This is a genomic window from Devosia sp. J2-20 (assembly GCF_055808475.1).
This window is the reverse complement of sequence record NZ_CM147870.1, coordinates 1,370,581-1,390,701: the sequence shown is the minus strand read 5'-3', so window position 1 is coordinate 1,390,701 and position 20,121 is coordinate 1,370,581. Positions and strand designations below refer to the sequence as shown.

The 20,121-nt window shown below is 58.0% G+C and carries 15 protein-coding genes and 2 pseudogenes; 13 read left to right on the top strand and 4 right to left on the bottom strand.

Annotated features, from left to right (window positions below; genetic code table 11):
- Nucleotides 1–207 precede the first annotated feature (207 nt).
- Genes AC0L37_RS06810 through AC0L37_RS06775 form a run of 8 tightly spaced genes read left to right on the top strand, consistent with a single transcriptional unit; the run spans nt 208 to nt 8,350 of the window.
- Nucleotides 208–1,668 carry an ABC transporter substrate-binding protein gene (locus tag AC0L37_RS06810; RefSeq protein WP_282221616.1) on the top strand — a complete coding sequence of 487 codons (1,461 nt, stop codon included), beginning with the start codon at nt 208–210 and terminating at the stop codon, nt 1,666–1,668.
- A complete protein-coding gene (locus tag AC0L37_RS06805) occupies nt 1,668–2,705 on the top strand; it encodes an ABC transporter ATP-binding protein (RefSeq protein ID WP_282221617.1) in 1,038 nt (345 codons plus the stop codon). Before AC0L37_RS06810 ends, AC0L37_RS06805 begins: the two co-directional genes overlap by 1 nt.
- Nucleotides 2,702–3,544: an ATP-binding cassette domain-containing protein gene (locus tag AC0L37_RS06800; protein ID WP_282221618.1), complete on the top strand. Its 843-nt coding sequence runs from the start codon at nt 2,702–2,704 to the stop codon at nt 3,542–3,544. The genes AC0L37_RS06805 and AC0L37_RS06800 overlap by 4 nt, the downstream gene beginning before the upstream one ends.
- 28 nt (nt 3,545–3,572) lie before the next feature.
- On the top strand, nt 3,573–4,295 hold the full coding sequence (locus AC0L37_RS06795) for a glycerophosphodiester phosphodiesterase (protein WP_282221619.1): 723 nt from the start codon (nt 3,573–3,575) through the stop codon (nt 4,293–4,295).
- Nucleotides 4,292–5,728: an alkaline phosphatase family protein gene (locus AC0L37_RS06790; protein ID WP_282221620.1), complete on the top strand. Its 1,437-nt coding sequence runs from the start codon at nt 4,292–4,294 to the stop codon at nt 5,726–5,728. Before AC0L37_RS06795 ends, AC0L37_RS06790 begins: the two co-directional genes overlap by 4 nt.
- Nucleotides 5,725–6,666 (top strand): ABC transporter permease, encoded by a 942-nt coding sequence (locus AC0L37_RS06785; protein ID WP_282221621.1) that lies wholly within the window; start codon nt 5,725–5,727, stop codon nt 6,664–6,666. Before AC0L37_RS06790 ends, AC0L37_RS06785 begins: the two co-directional genes overlap by 4 nt.
- Nucleotides 6,663–7,568, top strand: coding sequence for an ABC transporter permease (locus AC0L37_RS06780; protein ID WP_212657645.1), 906 nt, complete (start codon nt 6,663–6,665; stop codon nt 7,566–7,568). Before AC0L37_RS06785 ends, AC0L37_RS06780 begins: the two co-directional genes overlap by 4 nt.
- Nucleotides 7,565–8,350, top strand: coding sequence for an HAD-IIA family hydrolase (locus tag AC0L37_RS06775; protein ID WP_282221622.1), 786 nt, complete (start codon nt 7,565–7,567; stop codon nt 8,348–8,350). Before AC0L37_RS06780 ends, AC0L37_RS06775 begins: the two co-directional genes overlap by 4 nt.
- 505 nt (nt 8,351–8,855) lie before the next feature.
- On the opposite strand, the pseudogene AC0L37_RS06770 reads toward AC0L37_RS06775, so the two are convergent.
- The 4 genes and pseudogenes from AC0L37_RS06770 to AC0L37_RS06755 all read right to left on the bottom strand — a co-directional run bounded on the left by AC0L37_RS06770 (nt 8,856) and on the right by AC0L37_RS06755 (nt 15,596).
- Nucleotides 8,856–9,895 (bottom strand): annotated as a pseudogene (locus AC0L37_RS06770) (phospholipase D-like domain-containing protein).
- Between the two features lie 361 nt (nt 9,896–10,256).
- Nucleotides 10,257–11,417 (bottom strand): PAS domain-containing sensor histidine kinase, encoded by a 1,161-nt coding sequence (locus AC0L37_RS06765; protein ID WP_282221625.1) that lies wholly within the window; start codon nt 11,415–11,417, stop codon nt 10,257–10,259.
- Complete coding sequence (locus AC0L37_RS06760) at nt 11,410–12,198, bottom strand: alpha/beta fold hydrolase (RefSeq protein WP_269368708.1); 789 nt, start codon at nt 12,196–12,198, stop codon at nt 11,410–11,412. The genes AC0L37_RS06765 and AC0L37_RS06760 overlap by 8 nt, the downstream gene beginning before the upstream one ends.
- Before the next feature lie 109 nt (nt 12,199–12,307).
- Nucleotides 12,308–15,596, bottom strand: a pseudogene (locus tag AC0L37_RS06755) (PAS domain S-box protein).
- Between the two features lie 457 nt (nt 15,597–16,053).
- Here AC0L37_RS06755 and AC0L37_RS06750 point away from each other — a divergent pair.
- The 5 genes from AC0L37_RS06750 (at nt 16,054) to AC0L37_RS06730 (ending at nt 20,116) form a co-directional block, all read left to right on the top strand.
- Nucleotides 16,054–16,368 (top strand): YciI family protein, encoded by a 315-nt coding sequence (locus tag AC0L37_RS06750; protein WP_473314743.1) that lies wholly within the window; start codon nt 16,054–16,056, stop codon nt 16,366–16,368.
- 312 nt (nt 16,369–16,680) lie between these two features.
- Entirely contained in the window at nt 16,681–17,088 is a 408-nt protein-coding gene (locus tag AC0L37_RS06745) for a dihydrofolate reductase family protein (protein WP_282221628.1), read from the top strand.
- A gap of 316 nt (nt 17,089–17,404) precedes the next feature.
- Nucleotides 17,405–18,439, top strand: a complete 1,035-nt coding sequence (locus AC0L37_RS06740) for an ABC transporter substrate-binding protein (protein ID WP_269368712.1) — start codon at nt 17,405–17,407, stop codon at nt 18,437–18,439.
- A 64-nt stretch (nt 18,440–18,503) separates the two neighbouring features.
- A complete protein-coding gene (locus AC0L37_RS06735) occupies nt 18,504–19,328 on the top strand; it encodes an ABC transporter permease (RefSeq protein WP_282221629.1) in 825 nt (274 codons plus the stop codon).
- Nucleotides 19,325–20,116, top strand: coding sequence for an ABC transporter permease (locus tag AC0L37_RS06730; RefSeq protein WP_427857082.1), 792 nt, complete (start codon nt 19,325–19,327; stop codon nt 20,114–20,116). Before AC0L37_RS06735 ends, AC0L37_RS06730 begins: the two co-directional genes overlap by 4 nt.
- Nucleotides 20,117–20,121 lie beyond the last annotated feature (5 nt).

The following is a 20,121-nucleotide window of genomic DNA, read 5'->3' as shown; positions in this document are numbered from 1 at the left end:
GTCACCAAACTGACATTGCACCGTCGCCTTTACGTAATAGCGGTACCGTAGCAGCACCCCATTCAACAACGAAGGGGGCGCATAGTGCCATTTACTCGCAAGTTCTCAACGAACCTCACGAAGGTAGCGGCAGCACTGCTCCTTACCACATGCTCGTCTCTGGCATTCGCGCAGGATCGACATGATCTGGTTGTTGGCGTAGCCGATTTGCCGGCAACGCTCGAACCAGGCAAAGAGCTTTCCAATGTTGGCACCCGCGTCAATTACAGCATTTTCGACACGCTGATCCGACGCGACTTTCTCTCGGCGGAAGGCGGCGGCGGCTCCACCCTGATTCCGGGCCTGGCCACAAGCTGGAGCCGCATCGACGACCTGACACTGGAAGTGAAGCTGCGCGAGGGTGTTACCTTCCACAATGGTGCCGCCCTGACCGCTGAAGACATCGTTTTTACCTTCTCGCCAGAGCGCCTCAGCGGCGAGAATGCGCTGCTTCCCGAAGGCCCGGCCTATTTCTCCGTGCTCGATGAAGTCGTGGCAGTTGATCCCCTTACCGTGCGCTTTGTCACCAAGGCACCCGATCCGCTGCTGGAACAGCGTCTGGCATCCTGGGCATCCTGGGTGGTCAACAAGGCAGACTGGGAAGCCAAGGCGGCAACCGATGGTGGCGTGCCGATGTTCCCGGTCGGCACCGGCCCCTACATGCTTGAAAGCTACAAGGCTGACGAGGCCATCCACCTTGTTGCTTTCGATGACTATTTCGGCGGCATGCCAACAGCCGCTTCGGTGACCTTCCGCGAGGTCCCCGAGCCCTCGACCCGTGTTGCGGGCCTGGTCTCTGGCGAATTCGACATTGTCACCAATGTTGCACCGGACCAGATCGACCAGATTAACGGGTATGATGACATCGAGACGCGCTCGGTGGTTCTGGCGAACTCCCATGTGCTGGTCTACAACGTCACCGACACCGTCCTTGACGATATCCGGATCCGCCAGGCCATGAATCTGGGCATCGACCGCGAGCTCCTCAATCAGGCGCTTTGGGGCGGTCAGGCCGTGGTTCCGAACGGGCACCAGTACCCCGAATACGGCGACATGTATAATCCTGACCATGTCGGGCTCGAATACGCCCCCGACCGCGCCAGGGCGCTTCTGGCCGAGGCTGGATACAATGGCGAGCTCATCCGCTACACAACCCAGCCCAACTACTATCTGAACTCGCTGCCCGCCGCGCAGGCGATCATCGAGATGTGGAAGGAAATCGGCCTCAACGTCGAACTCAACGTTGTCGAGAGCTTCTCGGGCATCGACCCTTCAACGCTTCAGGTCCGGACCTGGTCCAATTCGACACGTTATCCCGACCCGGTCGGTGGCCTGTGGAATGTCTGGGGGCCATTTGGCAGCGCCCAGCGCGCGAACAAGAGCTGGATTGGCACAGAAAACCTCGCCCGTTTCAACGAGTTGGGGGCCATACTGCAAAGCACGGTTGATCTCGAAACGCGCCAGCAGGCGGCTTGGGAAATGCTCGAGCTGTGGAAGACCGATGCCCCCGGCACGATCCTTTATCAGCCGCTCGAGACCTATGGCGTCGCCAAGGACGTGAACTGGCAGCCGTACACGTTCTACTACATGGACCTGCGGCCCGAAAACCTCAGCTTTAATCGCGACTGATGGCCAGTTTGATCACACAGGGCAGAGGCGGCATTCGTGCCGCCTCTCAGCGCTCCACCGAGCATTCCGGTGCCGAGCCGGTCCTACAGATTTCCAACCTCACGGTGTCTTCGGGCAATCTCGAACTGGTCGAGCAGGTGAGCCTCGCCGTCATGCCGGGTGAAACTCTTTGCCTTGTCGGCGAGAGCGGTTGCGGCAAGAGCCTCACCTGCATGTCTGCCCTCGGTCTGCTCGACGAGGGCCTGACAGCCCGTGGCTCGGTGCGGCTGTTTGGAACGGAAACCCTTGGCGCACCCGAGCGCGTTCTCAACGCCATGCGCGGCCGTGATGTCACCATGATCTTCCAGAACCCCATGGCTGCACTCAACCCGGTCAAGCGGGTGGGCCAGCAGATCGCCGAAGCGATCCGGGAGCATACGGATCTGGTTGGCGGCGCAGTGGATCGCCGTGTGGTGGAACTGCTCGATCAGGTTGGCATTCCCAATGCCGCTCGCCACAAGACCTATTATCCACACCAGCTTTCCGGCGGCATGTGCCAGCGCGTGATGATCGCCATGGCACTGGCCTGTCGTCCCAGACTCCTGATCGCAGACGAGCCCACCACGGCGCTTGACGTGACCATTCAGGCGCAGATTTTACGCTTGCTGCGCGATCTGCAGGACGAGCTGGGACTGGCAATTGTCTTTGTCACGCACGACCTGGGCGTGGTTGCCGAGATCGCCGACCACGTCGCTGTCATGTACGCCGGACGCGTCGTCGAGGCAGGAACGGTTGACGCACTGTTTGAGGACCCACGCCACCCGTACACCCGCGCCTTGATGGCTTGCCGCATTGGTTTTCAGCGCGAGCCCGGCACCCCGCTTGATGCCGTGGCGGGCACGGTGCCTGCACCATCCTCCCGCCCTGCCGGCTGCAATTTCGCACCGCGCTGTCCGCAAGTGCAGGCACAGTGTCAGGTCGAGCCCCCACTCACCTCGACGAACGCGGGTACGATCGCCTGCCATCTGTTTCCCGCGCAGCCCACGGTGCCACAATGAATCCCTCACCTGACCAGGGCGTCGTCGCATCCCATCTGGTGCAAACCTATCCGGTGGGTCGCACTATTTTCGGCCGTGGCGAACAGTTTCGCGCCGTCGATGGCGTCAGCTTCCATCTTGAGCAAGGCGAGACCCTTGGGATCGTCGGCGAAAGCGGCAGCGGCAAGTCGACACTGGGTCGGATGATTGCCGGCATTGAGGCACCAACCAGCGGTGACGTGACTTTCTGGGGCCAGCGCTACGCGCCTGTTGGCGCAGCACAATGGCGCCGACAGAGGCGGCTGGTGCAGATGGTGTTCCAGAACCCGGCCGCCGTTGTTGATCCGCGCTGGACCATACACGCCCAGGTTCGCGAAGCGCTGACCACCCATGAAACCCTGGCCCGCGCCGAGGCCGATCATCGTGCTCAGGAAATGCTTGCGCTTGTCGGGCTCGGGACCATGGGCAATCGTCTGCCGCACCAGCTTTCTGGTGGACAGCTACAACGTGCCGTGATCGCACGAGCGCTTGTGCTCCAGCCCAAATTGCTGGTTTGCGATGAAGCCGTCAGCGCGCTCGATGTTTCCGTGCAAGCCCAGATCATCAACTTGTTGCTTGAACTCCGCGACAGACTGCAACTCTCCCTGCTGTTCATCTCCCACGACCTCTCCGTTGTCCGCCATATCAGCCATCGTGTCGGCGTGATGTATCGCGGCCAGCTGCTCGAAATCGGTGACGCGCGCACGCTTTTTGAGGCACCGCAGCACAATTACACCCGTCGTCTGCTCGCTGCCATTCCTGCCGACACCCCTCGCCAGCGCCGCGAGCGCGACCTCAAAACCTTTGCCGCCCTGCCATGAGCAGACAGCGCCACACCAGAGTTTTTCCATGAGAATTATCGCCCATCGCGGTTTCAGCGCCGGATTTGCCGAGAACACCACCCAGAGCTGGGACGCTGCCTTGGCGGCCGGCGCCTTCGCCATTGAAACAGACATCCGTTTTTCCAGCGATGGCGTCGGTGTTTGCGCCCACGATGCCGATCTTGCCCGCCTGTTTCAGCGGCCCGAGCAAGTCAGCGCCCTGCCCTATGCAGAGCTGGCCAAACTTGAGAATGCAGACGGGGCCCGAATTGCACTGCTTTCGGATGTGCTAAGCTATGTTCGTGACGGCAATCGGGTTCTGCTCGATCTCAAGGAAGAAACGCCGCAAGCTCTGGACCGCCTATGGCAGACAATAGGTGCTGAGGTGCCGGCAACGCTGCGTCCGCTGCTTATCGCTGGCTGCCACTCGCTCGAAGCCGTCCGGTTCTTCTGCGCGCAGGGCGAGACCAGTATTCTGGGTTTCATTCCCTCGCCCGAGCAGGCCGAAGCGTTCTGGCACGCCGGCGCAAGATCAATCCGGCTTTGGGAAAACGATGCATCACCCGCGCTGGTAAAGCGCCTGCGCAGCCTTGGAGCCGAAGTCTGGGTCACCAGTGGCGGCCATGGCACCGGCCTTGCGGGCGGCGATCACACGGGCACAGACATCGCGCAACTCGCCCAGTCAGGGGTCAGCTGCCTGTTGGTCAATGACGTGGCCATGGCCACCAGACAAGCGGAGGCACTGGCATGAGCATCGGATCAACGCTGCTTGTAACCTTCGACGGCCTGCGCCGGGACCGCGCCACGGCCGACCTGATGCCCAATCTTGATCGTTTCATGCGCGAAGGCAGCAATTTCATCAATTCCCGTTCTGTCTTTCCCAGCGAAACGCGGGTCGCTGTCACATCAACCATGACTGGCTGTCCACCAGGCTCCCACGGCGTGGTAGCCAACCAGTTTATCCACCCGGTGCGCGCCGACGGCCTGTTCCGAACCGCTGAATGGGACGATCTCGAACTGGCCGCGCAGGCCGGACAGCTTCTTGACCGGCCCACCATGGGCCAGCACATGGCGAAGGCAGGCCGCACCATGGCGGTGGTCAGCACGGCCACCAAGGGCGCATCGCGGATGATGAATTCGAGCGCACATGCGCTCAGCCAACCGGTGTTTTCAATGCATGGCGCACCCGTTTCCAGTCAGGATCTGCACCAGCAAGTCCTCACCCGGTTCGGCGAAATCCCCGCGGCGGAAGCGCCCAACACGGCCAGAATGACCTATGCCACTGACGTTTTGATCGGGCTGGTCTACGACACATATGATCCGGACTTCTGCGTCTACTGGATGAATGATCCCGACATGAGTTCTCACGCCTATGGCGTGACGGCAGCCCAAACAGCGCAGGCCCAGAAAGGGTGCGACGACAATTTTGGTCGCATTCTTGACTGGTGGCGCGCCGGCAACGGACCCGAAAACATCATTGTCATGTCGGACCATGGCCAGATCACGGGTCAGCGCCAACTGGCCAATCTGGACATCATACCAGCCGAATTCGGTCGAGCCTCCATTGGCTCGTTCAGCGGCCTGTATCTGCACGATACGAGCGATCAGAACAAACAAGAGGTGGTTGACTGGCTGACCCGGCAGGATTTCTGCGGGCTGGTCTTCGCCACCGCAGCAAATGGCGCGCCCATTGCCGGCGCCCTCCCCTGGAGCGCCGTCCGTAACAATCATGCGCGGGGCGCAGATATCGGCTTTACGCTGCGCGCCACCGACTGTTCCAAGAACTATGGGCCGGACATCGACGCCTGCATTTTCGCCGCCTGGATTTCGCCCGGCGGCGGCATGCATGGGGGGCTGAACAAGGGCGAGCTTTCAACCGTGCTGGCTGCGCAGGGTCCCGCTTATCGCAGCGGCTTTACCGCCGATGCGCCGTGCTGGCTGCCCGACATTCTGCCAACAGTGCTGACGACAATGGGGCTGCCTCTGGATGGCACCGAAGGGCGCCCACTGGTCGAAGCACTCGCGGGAGCTGACCCGCGCTTTGGTCTCGTGCCACTTGTCGAAACGCGTCTCCTGCACGCCGAATGCAACGGGCACGAACAATATTTGCGTCAATGGATCGTCGATGGTCAGACCATCGTCGACTGCGGTTGGACAGCCGGCACCGGGGCGTGGTCGCAATGAAACTGACTTTTGTCCTTACCAAGCTGGCCCGCGGCGCGCTGACCCTGCTGCTCGCCGTCACCTTCGTCTTCATCGTGCTTCGCGCCTCGGGCGACCCTGCCCAGATCATGATGTCTGATGAAGCCTCCCCCGATGCCATCGCCAGGTTCCGCCAACGATGGGGTCTCGACCGATCCTATCTCGAACAATACCTGACCTATCTTTCGGCCATCGCGCAGGGTGACTTCGGCCTCTCCTTTCGCGACGGACGTCCCGCACTCGAGCTGGTGATGGAGCGCGTTCCTGTAACATTATTGCTCGGCTCGACAGCTTTCATGATCACACTGGTCCTGGGCATTCCTTCGGGCATCTTTGCTGCCTTGTCTCGGGGCAAGCTGGTTGACCAACTGACCATGTCCGCAACAATTTTCGGCCACAGCGTGCCGAATTTTTTCCTCGGCATCATCCTCATCCTGGTGTTCTCAATGACCCTGCGCTGGCTTCCCAGTTCGGGCACCGGGACAATCTGGCACCTGCTAATGCCCGCAATAACCCTGGGGACTGGCGCCGCCGCGACAATAGCGCGTTTTACGCGCTCGTCGGTGCTGGACGTCCTGCACCAACCCTTCATGCGCACCGCCAAGGCCAAGGGCATCCCTTACGACAGGCGGGTGCTGCGTCACGCCTTGCCCAATGCCGCTATTCCGGTCGTGACTGTGGTCGGCATGCGTATTGGCGGGCTGATTGGTGGTGCCGTCACCATCGAGACGGTATTCGCCTGGCCCGGGGTTGGCTTGCTGCTCGTCAATTCGGTCAACCAACGCGACCTTGCCGTAGTGCAGGCGGTCGTCCTGCTCATCGCCTTGACCATGGTGGTGGTCAATCTGTGTGTCGACCTCGCCTATGGCTGGCTCGATCCGCGCATCGAACTCCATAACAAGCGGGCCGTCAAAGCATGACAACAATACCTCTTTCTTCCGCCCCCATACCGCTCCGGCGCCTTGGTTGGCTGACTCGATTGTGGAAGACGCGTCCGCCCGTAGTGATTGGCCTGTCGATCATCTGGCTGGTTGTTGTCCTCATCGCCGCCCTGTTCGCCGAAGTTCTGGCACCCCATGGCTATGCCGATCAGAGCCTGCTCAAGCGGCTGCAGCCGCCGGCCTTTCTGGGTGGGCTCCCTGACTATCTGCTTGGAACTGATGGTTTGGGTCGCGACGTGCTCAGCCGGGTCATCTATGCCATGCGGACCAGCATTGTCATTGCTGTGATGGGCACGGTCATCAGCGCGTCCGTCGGCACCGCTCTGGGCATTATCGCCGCTCACTTCCGTGGCTGGGTCGATGACCTGATCATGATGCTGGTCGACTTTCAGGCAGCCATACCGTTCCTGATCGTGGCGCTGGCCGTTCTGGCGTTCTTCGGCAACAATTTCGTGCTGCTAGTGGTGCTGATCGGCCTGTTCGGCTGGGACGGCTATGCACGTATCGCGCGCGGTCTGGTCCTTTCCACCAATGGCCAGGGTTACGCCTTCGCGATCCGCACATTGGGTGTCCACCCGGCGCGGGTGTATTTCCGCCATGTACTGCCCAATATGCTGAGCATCATCATGGTACAGATCACGTTGAATTTCCCCGAAATCATCCTGCTGGAAACCTCCCTGTCCTTCCTCGGTCTGGGGGTGCAGCCGCCTGGTACCAGCCTGGGCTTGTTGCTGGGCGAAGGGCGAAACTACCTTGCCACTGCCTGGTGGATCGGCATACCTGCCGGCGTCGTAATCTTCCTCACCACGCTCGCTATCAGTCTCGTTGGAGATTGGCTGCGTGATATGCTCGACCCAAACCTTAAAGGCGAGATCGCGTGACGCAGCCCCACAACCCTACGCGCCTCCAATCGCTTGACGAACTGGAGTTCTCCGCTGTCCTCTCGGACCTTGATGGCATTGTCTATCGGGGCGATGACGCTATCGCAGGTGCGGTCGCGCGGTTTAGAAGCTGGCACGACCAGGGCCTGCCCTACTGCTTCATCACCAACAATGCCGAGAAATCAGCGGACGACTTCGCCAGCAAGATCATCGGACTTGGCATACCCTGCACGCCCCATCAGGTCGTCTCCGCAGCAGAGGTGACCCTGGCCTATGTGAGCGCCCGCTATGCCCCCGGCACCCCGGTTTATGTTGTCGGTACACCGTCATTCAAGAACAGGGTCGAAGAGGCTGGCTTCGTGCTGACAGGCACGGCAGCGCAAGTGGTTCTCGTCGCGCTCGACCGCCAGTTTGATTATTCGATGATGAAGGCCGCCCTGCGCAACGTGCTCGGCGGCGCCGAGCTCATTGGCACCAATCCGGATCTCATCCGCCCTGTCGATGACGGCTTCGAACCGGGCGCCGGCGCTATCGCACACTCTATCGCCACGGCGGCGGGTGTCTCGCCAAAGTTCATTGGCAAACCATCACCAGACATCATCCATCTGGCAATGGAACGGCTTGGCGTTCAGGCGCAATCCGCAATCATGCTGGGCGATCAACTCGATACCGATATCCTGGCCGCGCAGCGCGCCGGCGTAAGGGGCGTGTTCGTCGAAACCGGAGTGCCCATCAACCCCCGAAGCGCTGTAAAAACCGAGTATCTTCTGCAGCAGCTTTAGCGTCTTCGCGAAAAAGGCATGCTCGCCTCACACCGCCCCTTTTGAGGCTCGGCATTCTGACTCGACGCCTGATTTGTGTCCGCTTGGATTCCTGAAAACGGACTGTCCGCTCACCTCGCGACAATGGAAACAACCGGTGGCGTGCGGACTGGCGGCTTTAGTGAGAGCGGCGGTGTAAACAGACATCCCGACAATGCCAAATGTCGTCGGTCATAGGATAATTCCTCTTCTCGTTCGCTGCCGACGGCGCCTCTGGAAAGACTGGTAAGTTTGCGCAATTGCATCGTGTCGATGGCTACCGCTTTGCCCTACATAAAGATCCCAGTTTCCGCGAAACCTACCTCACTGACCTTACGCAGCGGGGTGGCGCCAAACCAGCGCGCCGGATGTGCACCAGTCAGGGCATGATCAAGCATCGCTTGATGCGGGATAATATCGTTTAGATCACAACGAGTGCATCGACGTTGATCCTTGATTTTGGCCGCACGAGGACACCTCGCATCGTCTACAATTGCACACGTAATGTGCTGGCGATCCAGTCTGTGATCTTTTGCAGCAGAGGCCTGCCCGCCCAATCCTTGGGCGCGACCTGCGATGAGCGCGCCAGATCTTGTTCAAAAATGGCTATTTGTTCGGTGGCAAATTCGTGGCTGTACACGTTGAGATTTGCCTCATCATTGAGCCGGAACGACCGTTCGTCGAAATTAGCAGATCCTATGGAGGTCCAGCTTTCGTCTATTACGATTATCTTGGCGTGATACATCGTGGGTTCATATTCGTAGAAATTGACGCCCGCTTCGAGCAGCTCCCCCAGAAGTGTCTGGACGCAGACCGAACAACATCCTTGTTATGGTGCTCGCCAGGAATAAGTATATCGATCATTACACCGCGACGCCGGGCGGCGATCAGCTGAGCGATGGCAATCTCGTCCGGCACAAAATAGGCCGTGCCAATTCGAATGTGATCCTGAGCGCTAGCTAGTGCAGTCATGAGCATTGTGTGCATAACGTTGCGCGAGCCCGTTGTTGAATAGACCAGTTGCGCGAGTACATTTCCGGCAGGGGCAGTCTCAGGGAAATGCTCCTCTCCCTGCAACACCAGACCAGTGGCCTCCACCCAGTTGAATGCGAAAGCCCCCTGCATGCCCCTCACGATAGGGCCTTCAACACGGTAGTGAAGATCGCGGAATTCCTCTGGATTGCGAGCATCGCCAAGCCACTCGTCGGCAACTCCCACGCCTCCGATAAACCCAATGCGCCCATCGACGACCAGCAGTTTGCGGTGAGTTCGCGAATTCAGGCGATCCAATGTGAACCATTCGACGGGACGAAACCGCTCGACACTGGCGCCTGCCAATACCATCGACTGTATCAGACCGTAATCCATTGAGACGCTACCCTGCCAGTCAAGCAGCACGTTTACTTCAACTCCAGCAGCTGCGCGTTCGGCCAACGCTTTAGCAAAACGGGTCCCTATCGAGCCGCTCCAATATACGTAGGTTTCAAAGTTGATTGAGTGCTCAGCGCCCGCGATGGCTTGGAGCATTGCCGGAAAGATTTCGTCACCATTTTGGAGCGTTTCGACGGCATTTCCGTCATCGCTACTGCCTCCGTGAAGCCCAAGCATGGCGCGCTCGAATTCTGCGGACCCAACGACCATCTCAGTGTCGACGGGTCCTGATAACTCATGTGGTTCCGGGACCAGTATGATCGCCGCAAATGCGCCAATGATGCCGACGAGCACGAGTGCTAGCGCTCCAAGATAACGCTTTCGAAGAATGCGCATTCTAAACCTCAACGAATTTCCCAGACGCTTTGTTCAAGCCCAAGAGTATGGGGCGACCTTTCAAGCGAGCACACTAATTTTGGAGAAAACGCCGGAAAACTGGGGGGAATTGCCAGTTCAATTAGTCGTCTAAATCACGCGTATTGGAACTGCGGTCTATCGTCGACATCGAGAAGGTGAATCGCGTTTCTGTCGCGTCTGACATGACATCGATACGCCCACAGTGCGCCTCAGCGATTTGATTGGCGATATAGAGCCCCAAGCCCAGACCTTTGGCATTCGATTTCACCGACCCACGGCGGAAGGGCTTAAATAGCTCTCCGATCATCTCCGGTGGAATGGGTTTGCCGCCGTTTGAAACGGATACTTCCAGTATCTCTTCATTACCCGCCGCTTGGATTCGAATTGGCAGATCTCGTGCGCCGTGCGTGACTGCGTTTCCAAGCAGGTTTGAAACGAGTTGCGCCAATCGGACATGATCGACTGGTGGGTTGTGGTCGATGCGAATGTCGACAGAAAACTCACGTTCCGGCCAAGCCGCCTGCTGTTCGTCAATGACCTGGGTTAGCGTCGGCTCAAGAGGCCGCCCGTGTTCAATATGCAGCACCATACCGTCGCCGTGCTGCGTCCGAGCGAGGTCCAGGATGTTTTCAATCAGTCCACTCATGCGTGACACGCTGCGCTGCATGAGTTGGAGTATCGTCGGCGTGCGCTCCGAAAAGCCGCGTTTTAGCAGCTGGCCTAGTCCCGCATCGACGGCCGCCAGTGGATTCCTCAGGTCATGACCCAGCACGGCAATAAACTGCTCCCGCAACTCGGCGTCGGCCTGGAGCGCAGCATTGGCCTTCTCGAGCTGCAATCTGGCGGCCCGCTCGGTTTCTTGAGCATTGACCAGCTCGCGTTCGTAACGCCGGCGCTCATGGGCTCGGAAAACTGTCACCCGCGTAAACAAAACGTCGCCGGCTTCGGTGCGCTTCTCTGCAGCGTTTGCCAGCACTGGCAAAAGCTCACCATCTGCCTTGATAATGTCGAGAGCAACCTCATCGAAAAAGCCCTGCATTCGCAGCAGCGGTGCGAAGTGGGTTTCATAGAATATGGCACCGGACACACTCAGCAGATCCCGTAGCCGCTTCTCAAGCAGATCTTCGGGCCTCAGACCGGTCCATCGGCAAAAGGTGCCATTGAACTTGACGATACGGCCTTTTGGCGAAAGCGATAGATATCCGCAAGGCGCATTCTCATAAAGGTCTTCAAGGTCCTCGGGCACCAACTGATCAGACAAAGGCGTCCATCGCGTTGATGACCTCTTGGGGCGCACTCAAGTTGGGACAGTGACCACTCGCGTCGAGATAGACAATTTGGCTGCCGGCCACTTCACGGTGAACATATTCGCCGACCTCTTCAGCAGCAATGATATCGTCTCGGCATTGAAGAATCAGAGTGCGCGCCGTGACGTTTCGCAGGTCAGCGCGATTATCCGAAGTGAAAGTCGCCCGCGCGAACTGCTTGGCAATCTCTGGGTCGGTCCGACAAAAACTATTGGTCAACTCCTCGCTGAGCTCGGGCTTTTCGAGATTGCCCATGATCGCCGGTGCCATCGCCGCAGACCACCCCATGTGGTTGTCCGCAAGTGATGCAAGAAGTTCCTCGATCTGCGCTTCACTGAAGCCGCCGGTGTAGTCCGCGTCGTCAATGTATCGCGGGGATGGCCCCACCATAACGAGGTCAGAGAACAATTCTGGGGCCTCAATTTGGGCGAGGGCGCCGATCATGGCGCTAACCGAATGGCCGACAAATACTGCATCCTTCAAACCCAGTTCGCGACCGATCTCGACGACATCCGCGGCATAGCCACCGAGCGTGGCGTACTTCTTCGGATCATAGGCCGAATGGTCTGAACGCCCGGCGCCCACATGATCGAATAACACGGTCCTAAACTGGCCGCGGAAAGACGGCTCAACAAAACGCCACATATTCTGATCACAACCGAACCCGTGCGCAAAGACAATCGTACGTTCGCCTGAACCGTCGATAGAAATGTTGTTTCGCTGGAGTATTGTCACTGGCACCTCGGTGTGAATCCGGTTGTCGCTGTTCTGAGCATGTTAAGCAATCCAGATAAGGATAGTGCGTGGATAGAACCGCCTAACAAATGCGGGACCTTGCGAAATTTTACTGTTCGATTAACTCCCGGACCTTCCTTCCGAGTTGGTCCATCTGAAATGGCTTGGTCAGGATTTGCATGCCAGTTTCAAGGTGGCCGTGGTTCAGAACTGTTTTTTCCGCATAACCGGTGACGAATAGGACACGTAGTTCCGGGCGGCTCTCGCGAGCTGCGTCTGCGATCTGGCGACCGTTCATGCCACCGGGAAGCCCAACATCAGTGATCAACAAATCGATTTTCTGCGTTGAATTAAGAACTTTGAGCGCCGACGCACCGTCGTAGGCCTCGATAACCGTGTAATCGAGTTCCTGGAGGGCCTCGGCAGCGATCATGCGAATAAGTGGTTCGTCGTCGACGAGCAGTACCGTTTCATTCTCATCAGCTCGAGTTGGCTCAGGAAGGTGCTCGGTAAGTTCTACCGGATCAGCATTCCCTAGGTGTCGCGGCAGGTAGAGGCACAGCGTCGTACCCCTATCCACCTCAGAATGGATTCGCGCCGTACCGCCGGATTGACCTGCGAGATCCGTAAACCATTGAAAGTCCGAGCCCAGTACCTTCTCCAATGGGTTTCGTGGTGTAAAATGGGTCGAAGGCGCGGTCGACAACATCAGGCGTCATGCCGGTGCCAGTATCGCTGACGCACAGCGATACGTATTGTCCAGCATCCAGGTTGTGACGTTTGGCACTCGTCTCATCCATCCACCGATTGGCCGTTTCGATGGTGAGTTTGCCGCCCTCGGGCATGGCATCACGGGCGTTGATGCAAAGATTAAGCAGTGCGTTCTCAAGCTGGCCCACGTCAACGAAAGTTGGCCACAAACCCGTGCCGCTAACCGCCTCGACCTCAATGCCGGGACCGACGCTGCGGTGGATCAACTCAAGCATGCCCGCGACCAGATTGTTGAGGTTTGCCGGCTTGGGTTCAAGCGTTTGACGTCGTGAGAAGGCAAGCAGTCGCTGTGTCAAGTTCGCAGCGCGTTTTGCTGCAACAGAAGCACCATCAATGTAGCGGTCGAGTTCCCCAACCCTGCCCTGAGCGAGCCTGCTCGTCATCATCTCAAGGCTACCGCTGATCCCCGCCAAGATATTATTGAAGTCGTGGGCAAGGCCGCCAGTCAATTGACCAACGGCTTCCATTTTTTGCGCCTGGCGCAAAGCTTCTTGGGCGCTAGCAAGTTCTTGTTCTCGAACTTTAGCAGCGCTTAAGTCGCGTCCAACCGCGATAAAGTTCTGACCATCAGGCTCAGGCGCAACAGTCCACTCGATCCACTTCCAATCGCCATCCTTGGTAGCGATCCGGTTCTCAAATCGCTTCGGTTGGCCAGATTCACCCATGCTGGCCAACGCGGCCAGTGTTGGCTCCATATCCTCGTGGTGCATGAACGTCGCATAGGGTCGGCTGGTGAGTTCCGATTCAGACCAACCGAGAATCTTCGTCCACGCAGGGCTGACAGCGGACATCATGCCCTCTAGATTCGCTTGGGCGAACATGTCCTGTGACAGCGTCCAAAGGCGATCACGCTCCGCCGTTCTCTCAGCGACCCGTTGCTCCAGTTGTTCGTTAAATCTGCGCAATTCCTCTTCGGCCAACTTTCGATCGTGGATATCCACCGATGATGCGAACCATCGCAACACTTTGCCCGAGGCGTCATCAAGGTGAGGTTCGCCGCGGGCGAGGAACCAACGATACTGGCCAGTGCCGCCGCGAAGACGGTGCTCTATTGAAAATGGCGCGCCCGTACGGCGAGTTTCAGCAAGGACCGCGAAGGTAGCCTTCTGGTCATCGGGATGCACATAGGTTTCAATCAAGGCATCTGAGGAAGGGGGAACGAGCTGTTGGCCAATATAGTCAAACCACTGCTTATTCATGAACTCGACATGGCCTTCGTCGTCAGTAATCCAGACGATCTGGGGCACAGCATTAGCCATCAGCCGAAATTGGACTTCGCTGTCGCGGAGAGCCATCTCTGCTATTGCACGTTGTCCAGCATCCCAGCTCCGATTGGCTACTTCTTGGATCAGAGACACATCGTCAGGTGACCACAGGCGAGGCAGGCGGGTGTTCACATAGAGCGCGGCCACAAATCTGCCATCGCGTACCAAAGGCACTGATACCACCCCGCGTGTATCAAGGGCCGCCCAGACAGGTTCTGCGCTCGTACTATCTGCTTGAATGTCCTGGATAACGACAATATCGCCGCGGCGCTGGCTTTCAATGCGTGCGGAACCAAACTCGTCGAGAAGGTAGTCCTCGGTCAGAGGGGTCATCCCATCGGTGGTGTAAGATCCGGTCGTTCGAACCAGCCTGTCACCAATTATCTCGCCGTATCCTACGCGATCGGCGTCGAGGTATTTGCCGAGCAATTCGACAGTCGCCTGAACGATGGCACCCGGTTCGGTGAGACCGCGCAGCCGATCTTCCAATTGGAGTCTGAACTTCTGTCGGCGCTCATTAAGGACACGGTCCGTAACGTCCACCCCGTCCACAAAAATGCCGGTCACGTTGCCTTCGCCGTCCGTCACCGGCTGGTAGACAAAGTCCACGTATCGATCTTCTACGGCGCCACCTGGAAACGCCTGAACTCGATAATTCGCGCCATGCGTTTCATAGGCCTCGTTGCGGGCGAACACTTGATCAAGCAGATCGAGATATCCCTGCGCAACCGCGTCCTGAAGAGTCTCCGAGACCGTTTTTCCAAGGACGTCACGATGACCCACCAACTGCATATAGGTAGGGTTGGTCATGACGATACGATGCTCTGGCCCACTCAACATGGCTCTAAAGCCCGGTGCTTGGGAGAACATGCGACTAAGCCGATCATTTTCGGCTACTCGACGACGGTCGGCAAGCACCTGGTCCGTGATCTCAACACACGCACACAAGAACCCGGCAACCTGGTCTTGCTCATCACGTATTGGCGTATATGAGAACGAGAAGTGGGCTTCTTCTTGAAACCCCTTCCGGTTCATTTGGAGTTCGATATCCTCCATATGAACCGGCTCGCCGCGATACGCTTGGTCAACGATAGGCACCAAATCCGACCGGATTTCGGCCCATGCATCAAGGAAATCTCGGCCCAGCGCGGCGGGATGTTTTGAAGCCAGTATCTGGGCATAGGCATCGTTGTATAGGAACGTCCGTTGCGGCCCCCAGGCGATAAACATCGCTTGGTTCGATGCCAGCATCAACTCCACAAGAGTTTTGAGTGGTTGGGGCCAGTTCGCTGGATCACCAAGGGGCGTACCGGACCAGCGAAACGCACGAATTAAATCTGCCGTTGAACGATTTTCCGACATGGCGGATTTTGCCCCATACTTAAAGGGGCCGCCTCCGCAGAGGCGACCAAATATGGTCCTCTAACTCGCAGCGAGCGAAAAGGTTTCAGCCGATTTTTTCAGGAGACCACGCAGTGACAGAAGCTCCCGCTCCTTCTCGGGCCTAGCAACCTTTAGCCGCATTGCCGCTGCGTCCAGCTGCTGCCTTTCTTCGCAACGCAGACAAGCAGCTCCTGCCCATGCGATCGCGACAGCGGACGTCCAAGCCAAATCGCATATTTCACCCGAAGCTTTAACTGAACCGGAATGGCTTAGCTGCGGCCTGTACTCCAACTTTTCAGCGAACGTGCCTTTCGCAAAAAAATCTAAAAAAAGCCGCCTCCCGGTCGAAAATGCACAGCGTGGTTCGTTGTTGGATCATAGCATCTGAAGGGGATATGAAATGCGATACATGTGCCTAGTGATTATTGACAAGAGCATGGCCGATAGCATGACGCCGGTGGAATGGACCATCATGAACGAGAACTCCCAATCGTTTGATCGAGAGTTGAAGGAACGTGGCCTTTACGTTCATGCTGAAGCTCTGATGGGACCCGATACTGCTCGTACCGTCCGCGTGCGCGCCGACAATATTTCCATCACTGACGGACCGTTTACTGAAAGCAAAGAGCTGGTAGGCGGCTTTATACTGATTGATGTGGCAGATGAATCCGCGGCAATGGACGTTGCCCAGAACATCCCCATGGCTCGGCTGGGGGCGGTGGAGGTACGGCCAGTCATGGCGTTTTCCTAGGGCACGCCAATGCTTCCGTCGCCGTACCGTATAGCGCGACTGGGCCTCTAGGCTCGCCCTGAAACGGAACAACGAATTTGGACCTTGAGATACGACCGTGGAGAGCATCAGGATGGGTCGGATAATAGTCAGCAATTTCATCACTATCGATGGACTTTATAGCGGGCCAAATGACGACCTGGAGGCGCTATTCAAGTTCCGACATCCCAGTTATGCCGGCGACAACGCGTTTGACGACTACAACGTAAACATCTTGGAAAGCGCAGGCTTTTTGCTTTTGAGCCACACCGCCTTCCTTGGTAACAAGGCGTATTGGACAACTGTGCCGACGAGCGCCGAGCCCACCCCGCGCGCCTTCGCTACGCCGAACTCATCGCCAACAAACCCAAACTGGTAGTGTCGGACCGGATAACGGTTGACGAACTCGAACCTTGGTCCAATACGCGCGTGATAAGCCGCCATGCGGCAAGCTCAGAACTGAAGATACTCAAGGAAACTCAGACAAGAGACATCCTCATCATCCTAAGCCGGCTGCTTTGGCAGGATCTGCTAGCACAAGGGCTGGTTGACGAGCTTCAGTTGACCACTTTCCCGCTGATCGGTGGTGAAGGCACCCCCATGTTCGAGACCCGTCCGACCGCAGCACTAAGGTTAGTCAGCTCACAGATATGGCCATCTTCAGGCAACGTACTGAATACTTATGAGCCGCTCGTCTTCTAAACATTGCGCAACGCTGGTCGCTTCGTTCGTCGTTCGGACGGCAATGACGGGATGAGCCATGGTTGGTGCGAAGCGAGGTGACCGGCCGTTTCGGGCCCCATCCCTGCCGGTCATACCGGTACGTGATGACGGTACAAATTCGATGAATGCACAGCCGTATCACCTCTCAAAGGCACCACTAAACCGCTTCACCAGCAGGTTAGCGCAAATAATAGGCTTGCACCGACATCGCTGAAAAAATAGGCTTGCTCCCGAAATGTCTGATATCAGATGTGTCGCCGATTTCGCCTAGGAAAAAATCATAAGGATGCCGTCAATGAACAAGTTCCTCATTACCACCGCGGCGGTCTCCGCAGCCGCCCTGCTGTCCGCCGCGCCAACAATGGCGCAGGACAAGACGCTGACGATTTCGTGGTGGGGTTTCAACGGCGAAAAGCTCGAAACGATCATCGTCGCGCCCTTCCGCGAGATGTGCGGCTGCGAGGTAGTGTTTGAAACCGGTAACAACGGCGAACGCCTGAACAAGATTCAAATTCGCAATGGCGGCGGCGTTGACGTGGCCTATTTCAGCGACAGCTACAGCCAGCAGGGCATTGAAGCCGGGCTGTTCCAGAAGATCGACGCATCCAAATTGCCAAATCTGGCCGGCAGCTATGAACTGGCCCAGGATCCACAGGGCGGCTATGGCCCGGCCTATTCGATCGGCCGCGTCGGCATTGTCTATGACAGCAGCAAGGTCTCGGCGCCCATCACCTCGTGGGACGATCTATGGCGCGAAGACCTGGCCTCATCGCTGTCACTGCCCGGCATCACAACCACGGCCGGCCCAATGGTGGTGATGAAGGCCGGCGATCACGTGGGCGTTGATGCCTTTGTTGACGCCGATGCCGCATTCGACAGCGTTGCTGCGCTCCGGCCCAATGTGGTCAAGAATTACAATACCGGCTCGGAGATGATCAATCTGTTCTCGACCGGAGAAGTCAGCGCCGCCATCGCGCAGGATTTCACCCTGGCCCAGATCCAGGCGGCTGTTCCCACCGTGGTCTGGGCTGATCTCGCCGAAGGCTCGATCGCAACCCTAAACACAGTCAACATTCCGGTCGGCGCCGCTGAACCCGAATTGGCCTATGAATTCATCAACTTCATCCTTTCTCCTGAAATCCAGCAGCAGCTGGCCGAGCAGGGTGTCGATGCGCCGGTGAACACTTCGGTAACCTTGACGCCGGAACAGGCTGCCCTGTGGACTTATGGTGCCGACGTTGTGGCTGGCCTGCAGCGCGTGGACTACGTCAAGATGAATGCTGCCAAGGGCGGCTGGGTTGATCGCTGGAACGAAATCTTCGGCATGTAAACCGCTTCCGCGGGGTGGTCAGGCCCACCCCGCCCCTACTCGCTTCGGCGCAAGGCTACCCCTTATGAAACGCTTCGCAGGCTGGACACTGGCCTCTCCCGCGACCGCGCTGGTCGTGGTTTTCCTTGTGCTGCCGGTCCTGGCGACCATCGCAACCACATTCACCACGCCCGCCGGTCCGTTCGCTACCTATGTGTCGTTTTTTGGCAGCGGGTTTCGCCGCACGGTGTTGGTACGCACGATCCAGATCTCGCTGATTACGACCGCCATTGCCCTGGTGATCGGCTTCGTGACCGCCTATGTGGTCTCGCGCGCGCCGAGCTGGCTGAAATCCATTCTGATCGTTGCGGCGGTGTTCCCGCTGCTGACCGGCGTTGTGGTCCGTTCCTTTGCCTGGCTTATCATTCTGGGCAAAAACGGAATTCTGAATTCGACCCTGCTCAATCTGGGCCTGATCAGCGAACCCTTCTCCATGCTCTACACGCAAGGCGCCGTTATCGTGGCCATGGTCTATCTGTTTGTGCCGCTGATGATCCTGACGCTGGTGGGTGTGCTGGAATCCATTCCCGAGGACCTGGTTCAGGCATCATCCTCGCTCGGCGCCAAGCCGATAGCGACCTTCATGCAGGTGACCTTGCCGCTCGCCGTCCCAGGGTTGATCGTTGGCGCAGTGCTGGTGTTCACAGGCAGCTTTACCTCCTATGCGACACCGCAATTGCTGGGCGGCGAACAGGTCATGATGATGGGCACGCTGATGTATCAGCAGGCCATGGTCACTTTTGACTGGGTCGTGGCCTCTACCATTGCCGCGGTCATGGTGGTGATCACGATCGCCATCGTGCTGGTGATGACCCGGCTGGCCCGCCACCTCAACCCCATGGCTGTCTGATGACCCGGAACATTCATCCCCTGCTGATTGCGGCGACCACGCTGGTATTCATCTTTCTGGTTGGCCCACTGATCATCGTGTTTGGTGCGGCCCTCAGCGACACCAGCTATCTGACGTTTCCGCCGCAGGGCCTAACCCTGCACTGGTTCGAGAACATTTTCGCCATTAGCGCCTTTCGACGCACGATGGTAACCAGCCTGCAGACAGCTGTGCTGTCCACCGTGATCGCGTTGATCATTGGTATTCCGGCGGCCTACGCACTTAATCGACACCGCATACAATTGCCCGGCTGGTTGTCGACGCTGTTCGTTCTACCGGTGCTGGTACCGGAACTTGTGCTGGGCTTTTCGCTGCTCAAGAACCTGGCGGTGCAGCTTGATACACCGATCTATCTGGCCCTGCTGTTTGGCCATTCCCTGCTGGTTCTCCCCTATGTCGTGCGGGTGATCAGCGCGTCCCTGGCATCCTTCGATTTTTCGATAGAAGAAGCGGCGATCAGCCTTGGCTCCCCGCCGCTCAAGACCTTCTTCACAATCCTGCTGCCCAATGTCCGCTCGGGCGTCATCGCGGCGTTCATCCTCGCCTTCATTACCTCGATCAATGATGTGTCGATCTCGATCTTTCTGACCGGGCCAGGACTATCAACGCTGCCGATCCAGCTGCTGGCGCATATGGAGCAGTTTTTTGATCCCACTGTCGCCTCGGTTTCGGTGCTGCTGATGCTGCTTACCGTTGCCGTTATGGCCATTGTCGAGCGCACGCTCGGCCTCACATTCCTAGCCAAGTAGAATTC

What these genes read in the sequence shown, in the direction of transcription:
- AC0L37_RS06805 (WP_282221617.1), top strand. Translation starts at nt 1,668, where the DNA reads ATGGCCAGTTTGATCACACAGGGCAGAGGCGGCATTCGTGCCGCCTCT.
- AC0L37_RS06800 (WP_282221618.1), top strand. Translation starts at nt 2,702, where the DNA reads ATGAATCCCTCACCTGACCAGGGCGTCGTCGCATCCCATCTGGTGCAA.
- AC0L37_RS06795 (WP_282221619.1), top strand. Translation starts at nt 3,573, where the DNA reads ATGAGAATTATCGCCCATCGCGGTTTCAGCGCCGGATTTGCCGAGAAC.
- AC0L37_RS06790 (WP_282221620.1), top strand. Translation starts at nt 4,292, where the DNA reads ATGAGCATCGGATCAACGCTGCTTGTAACCTTCGACGGCCTGCGCCGG.
- AC0L37_RS06785 (WP_282221621.1), top strand. Translation starts at nt 5,725, where the DNA reads ATGAAACTGACTTTTGTCCTTACCAAGCTGGCCCGCGGCGCGCTGACC.
- AC0L37_RS06780 (WP_212657645.1), top strand. Translation starts at nt 6,663, where the DNA reads ATGACAACAATACCTCTTTCTTCCGCCCCCATACCGCTCCGGCGCCTT.
- AC0L37_RS06750 (WP_473314743.1), top strand. Translation starts at nt 16,054, where the DNA reads ATGGCCGATAGCATGACGCCGGTGGAATGGACCATCATGAACGAGAAC.
- AC0L37_RS06740 (WP_269368712.1), top strand. Translation starts at nt 17,405, where the DNA reads ATGAACAAGTTCCTCATTACCACCGCGGCGGTCTCCGCAGCCGCCCTG.
- AC0L37_RS06735 (WP_282221629.1), top strand. Translation starts at nt 18,504, where the DNA reads ATGAAACGCTTCGCAGGCTGGACACTGGCCTCTCCCGCGACCGCGCTG.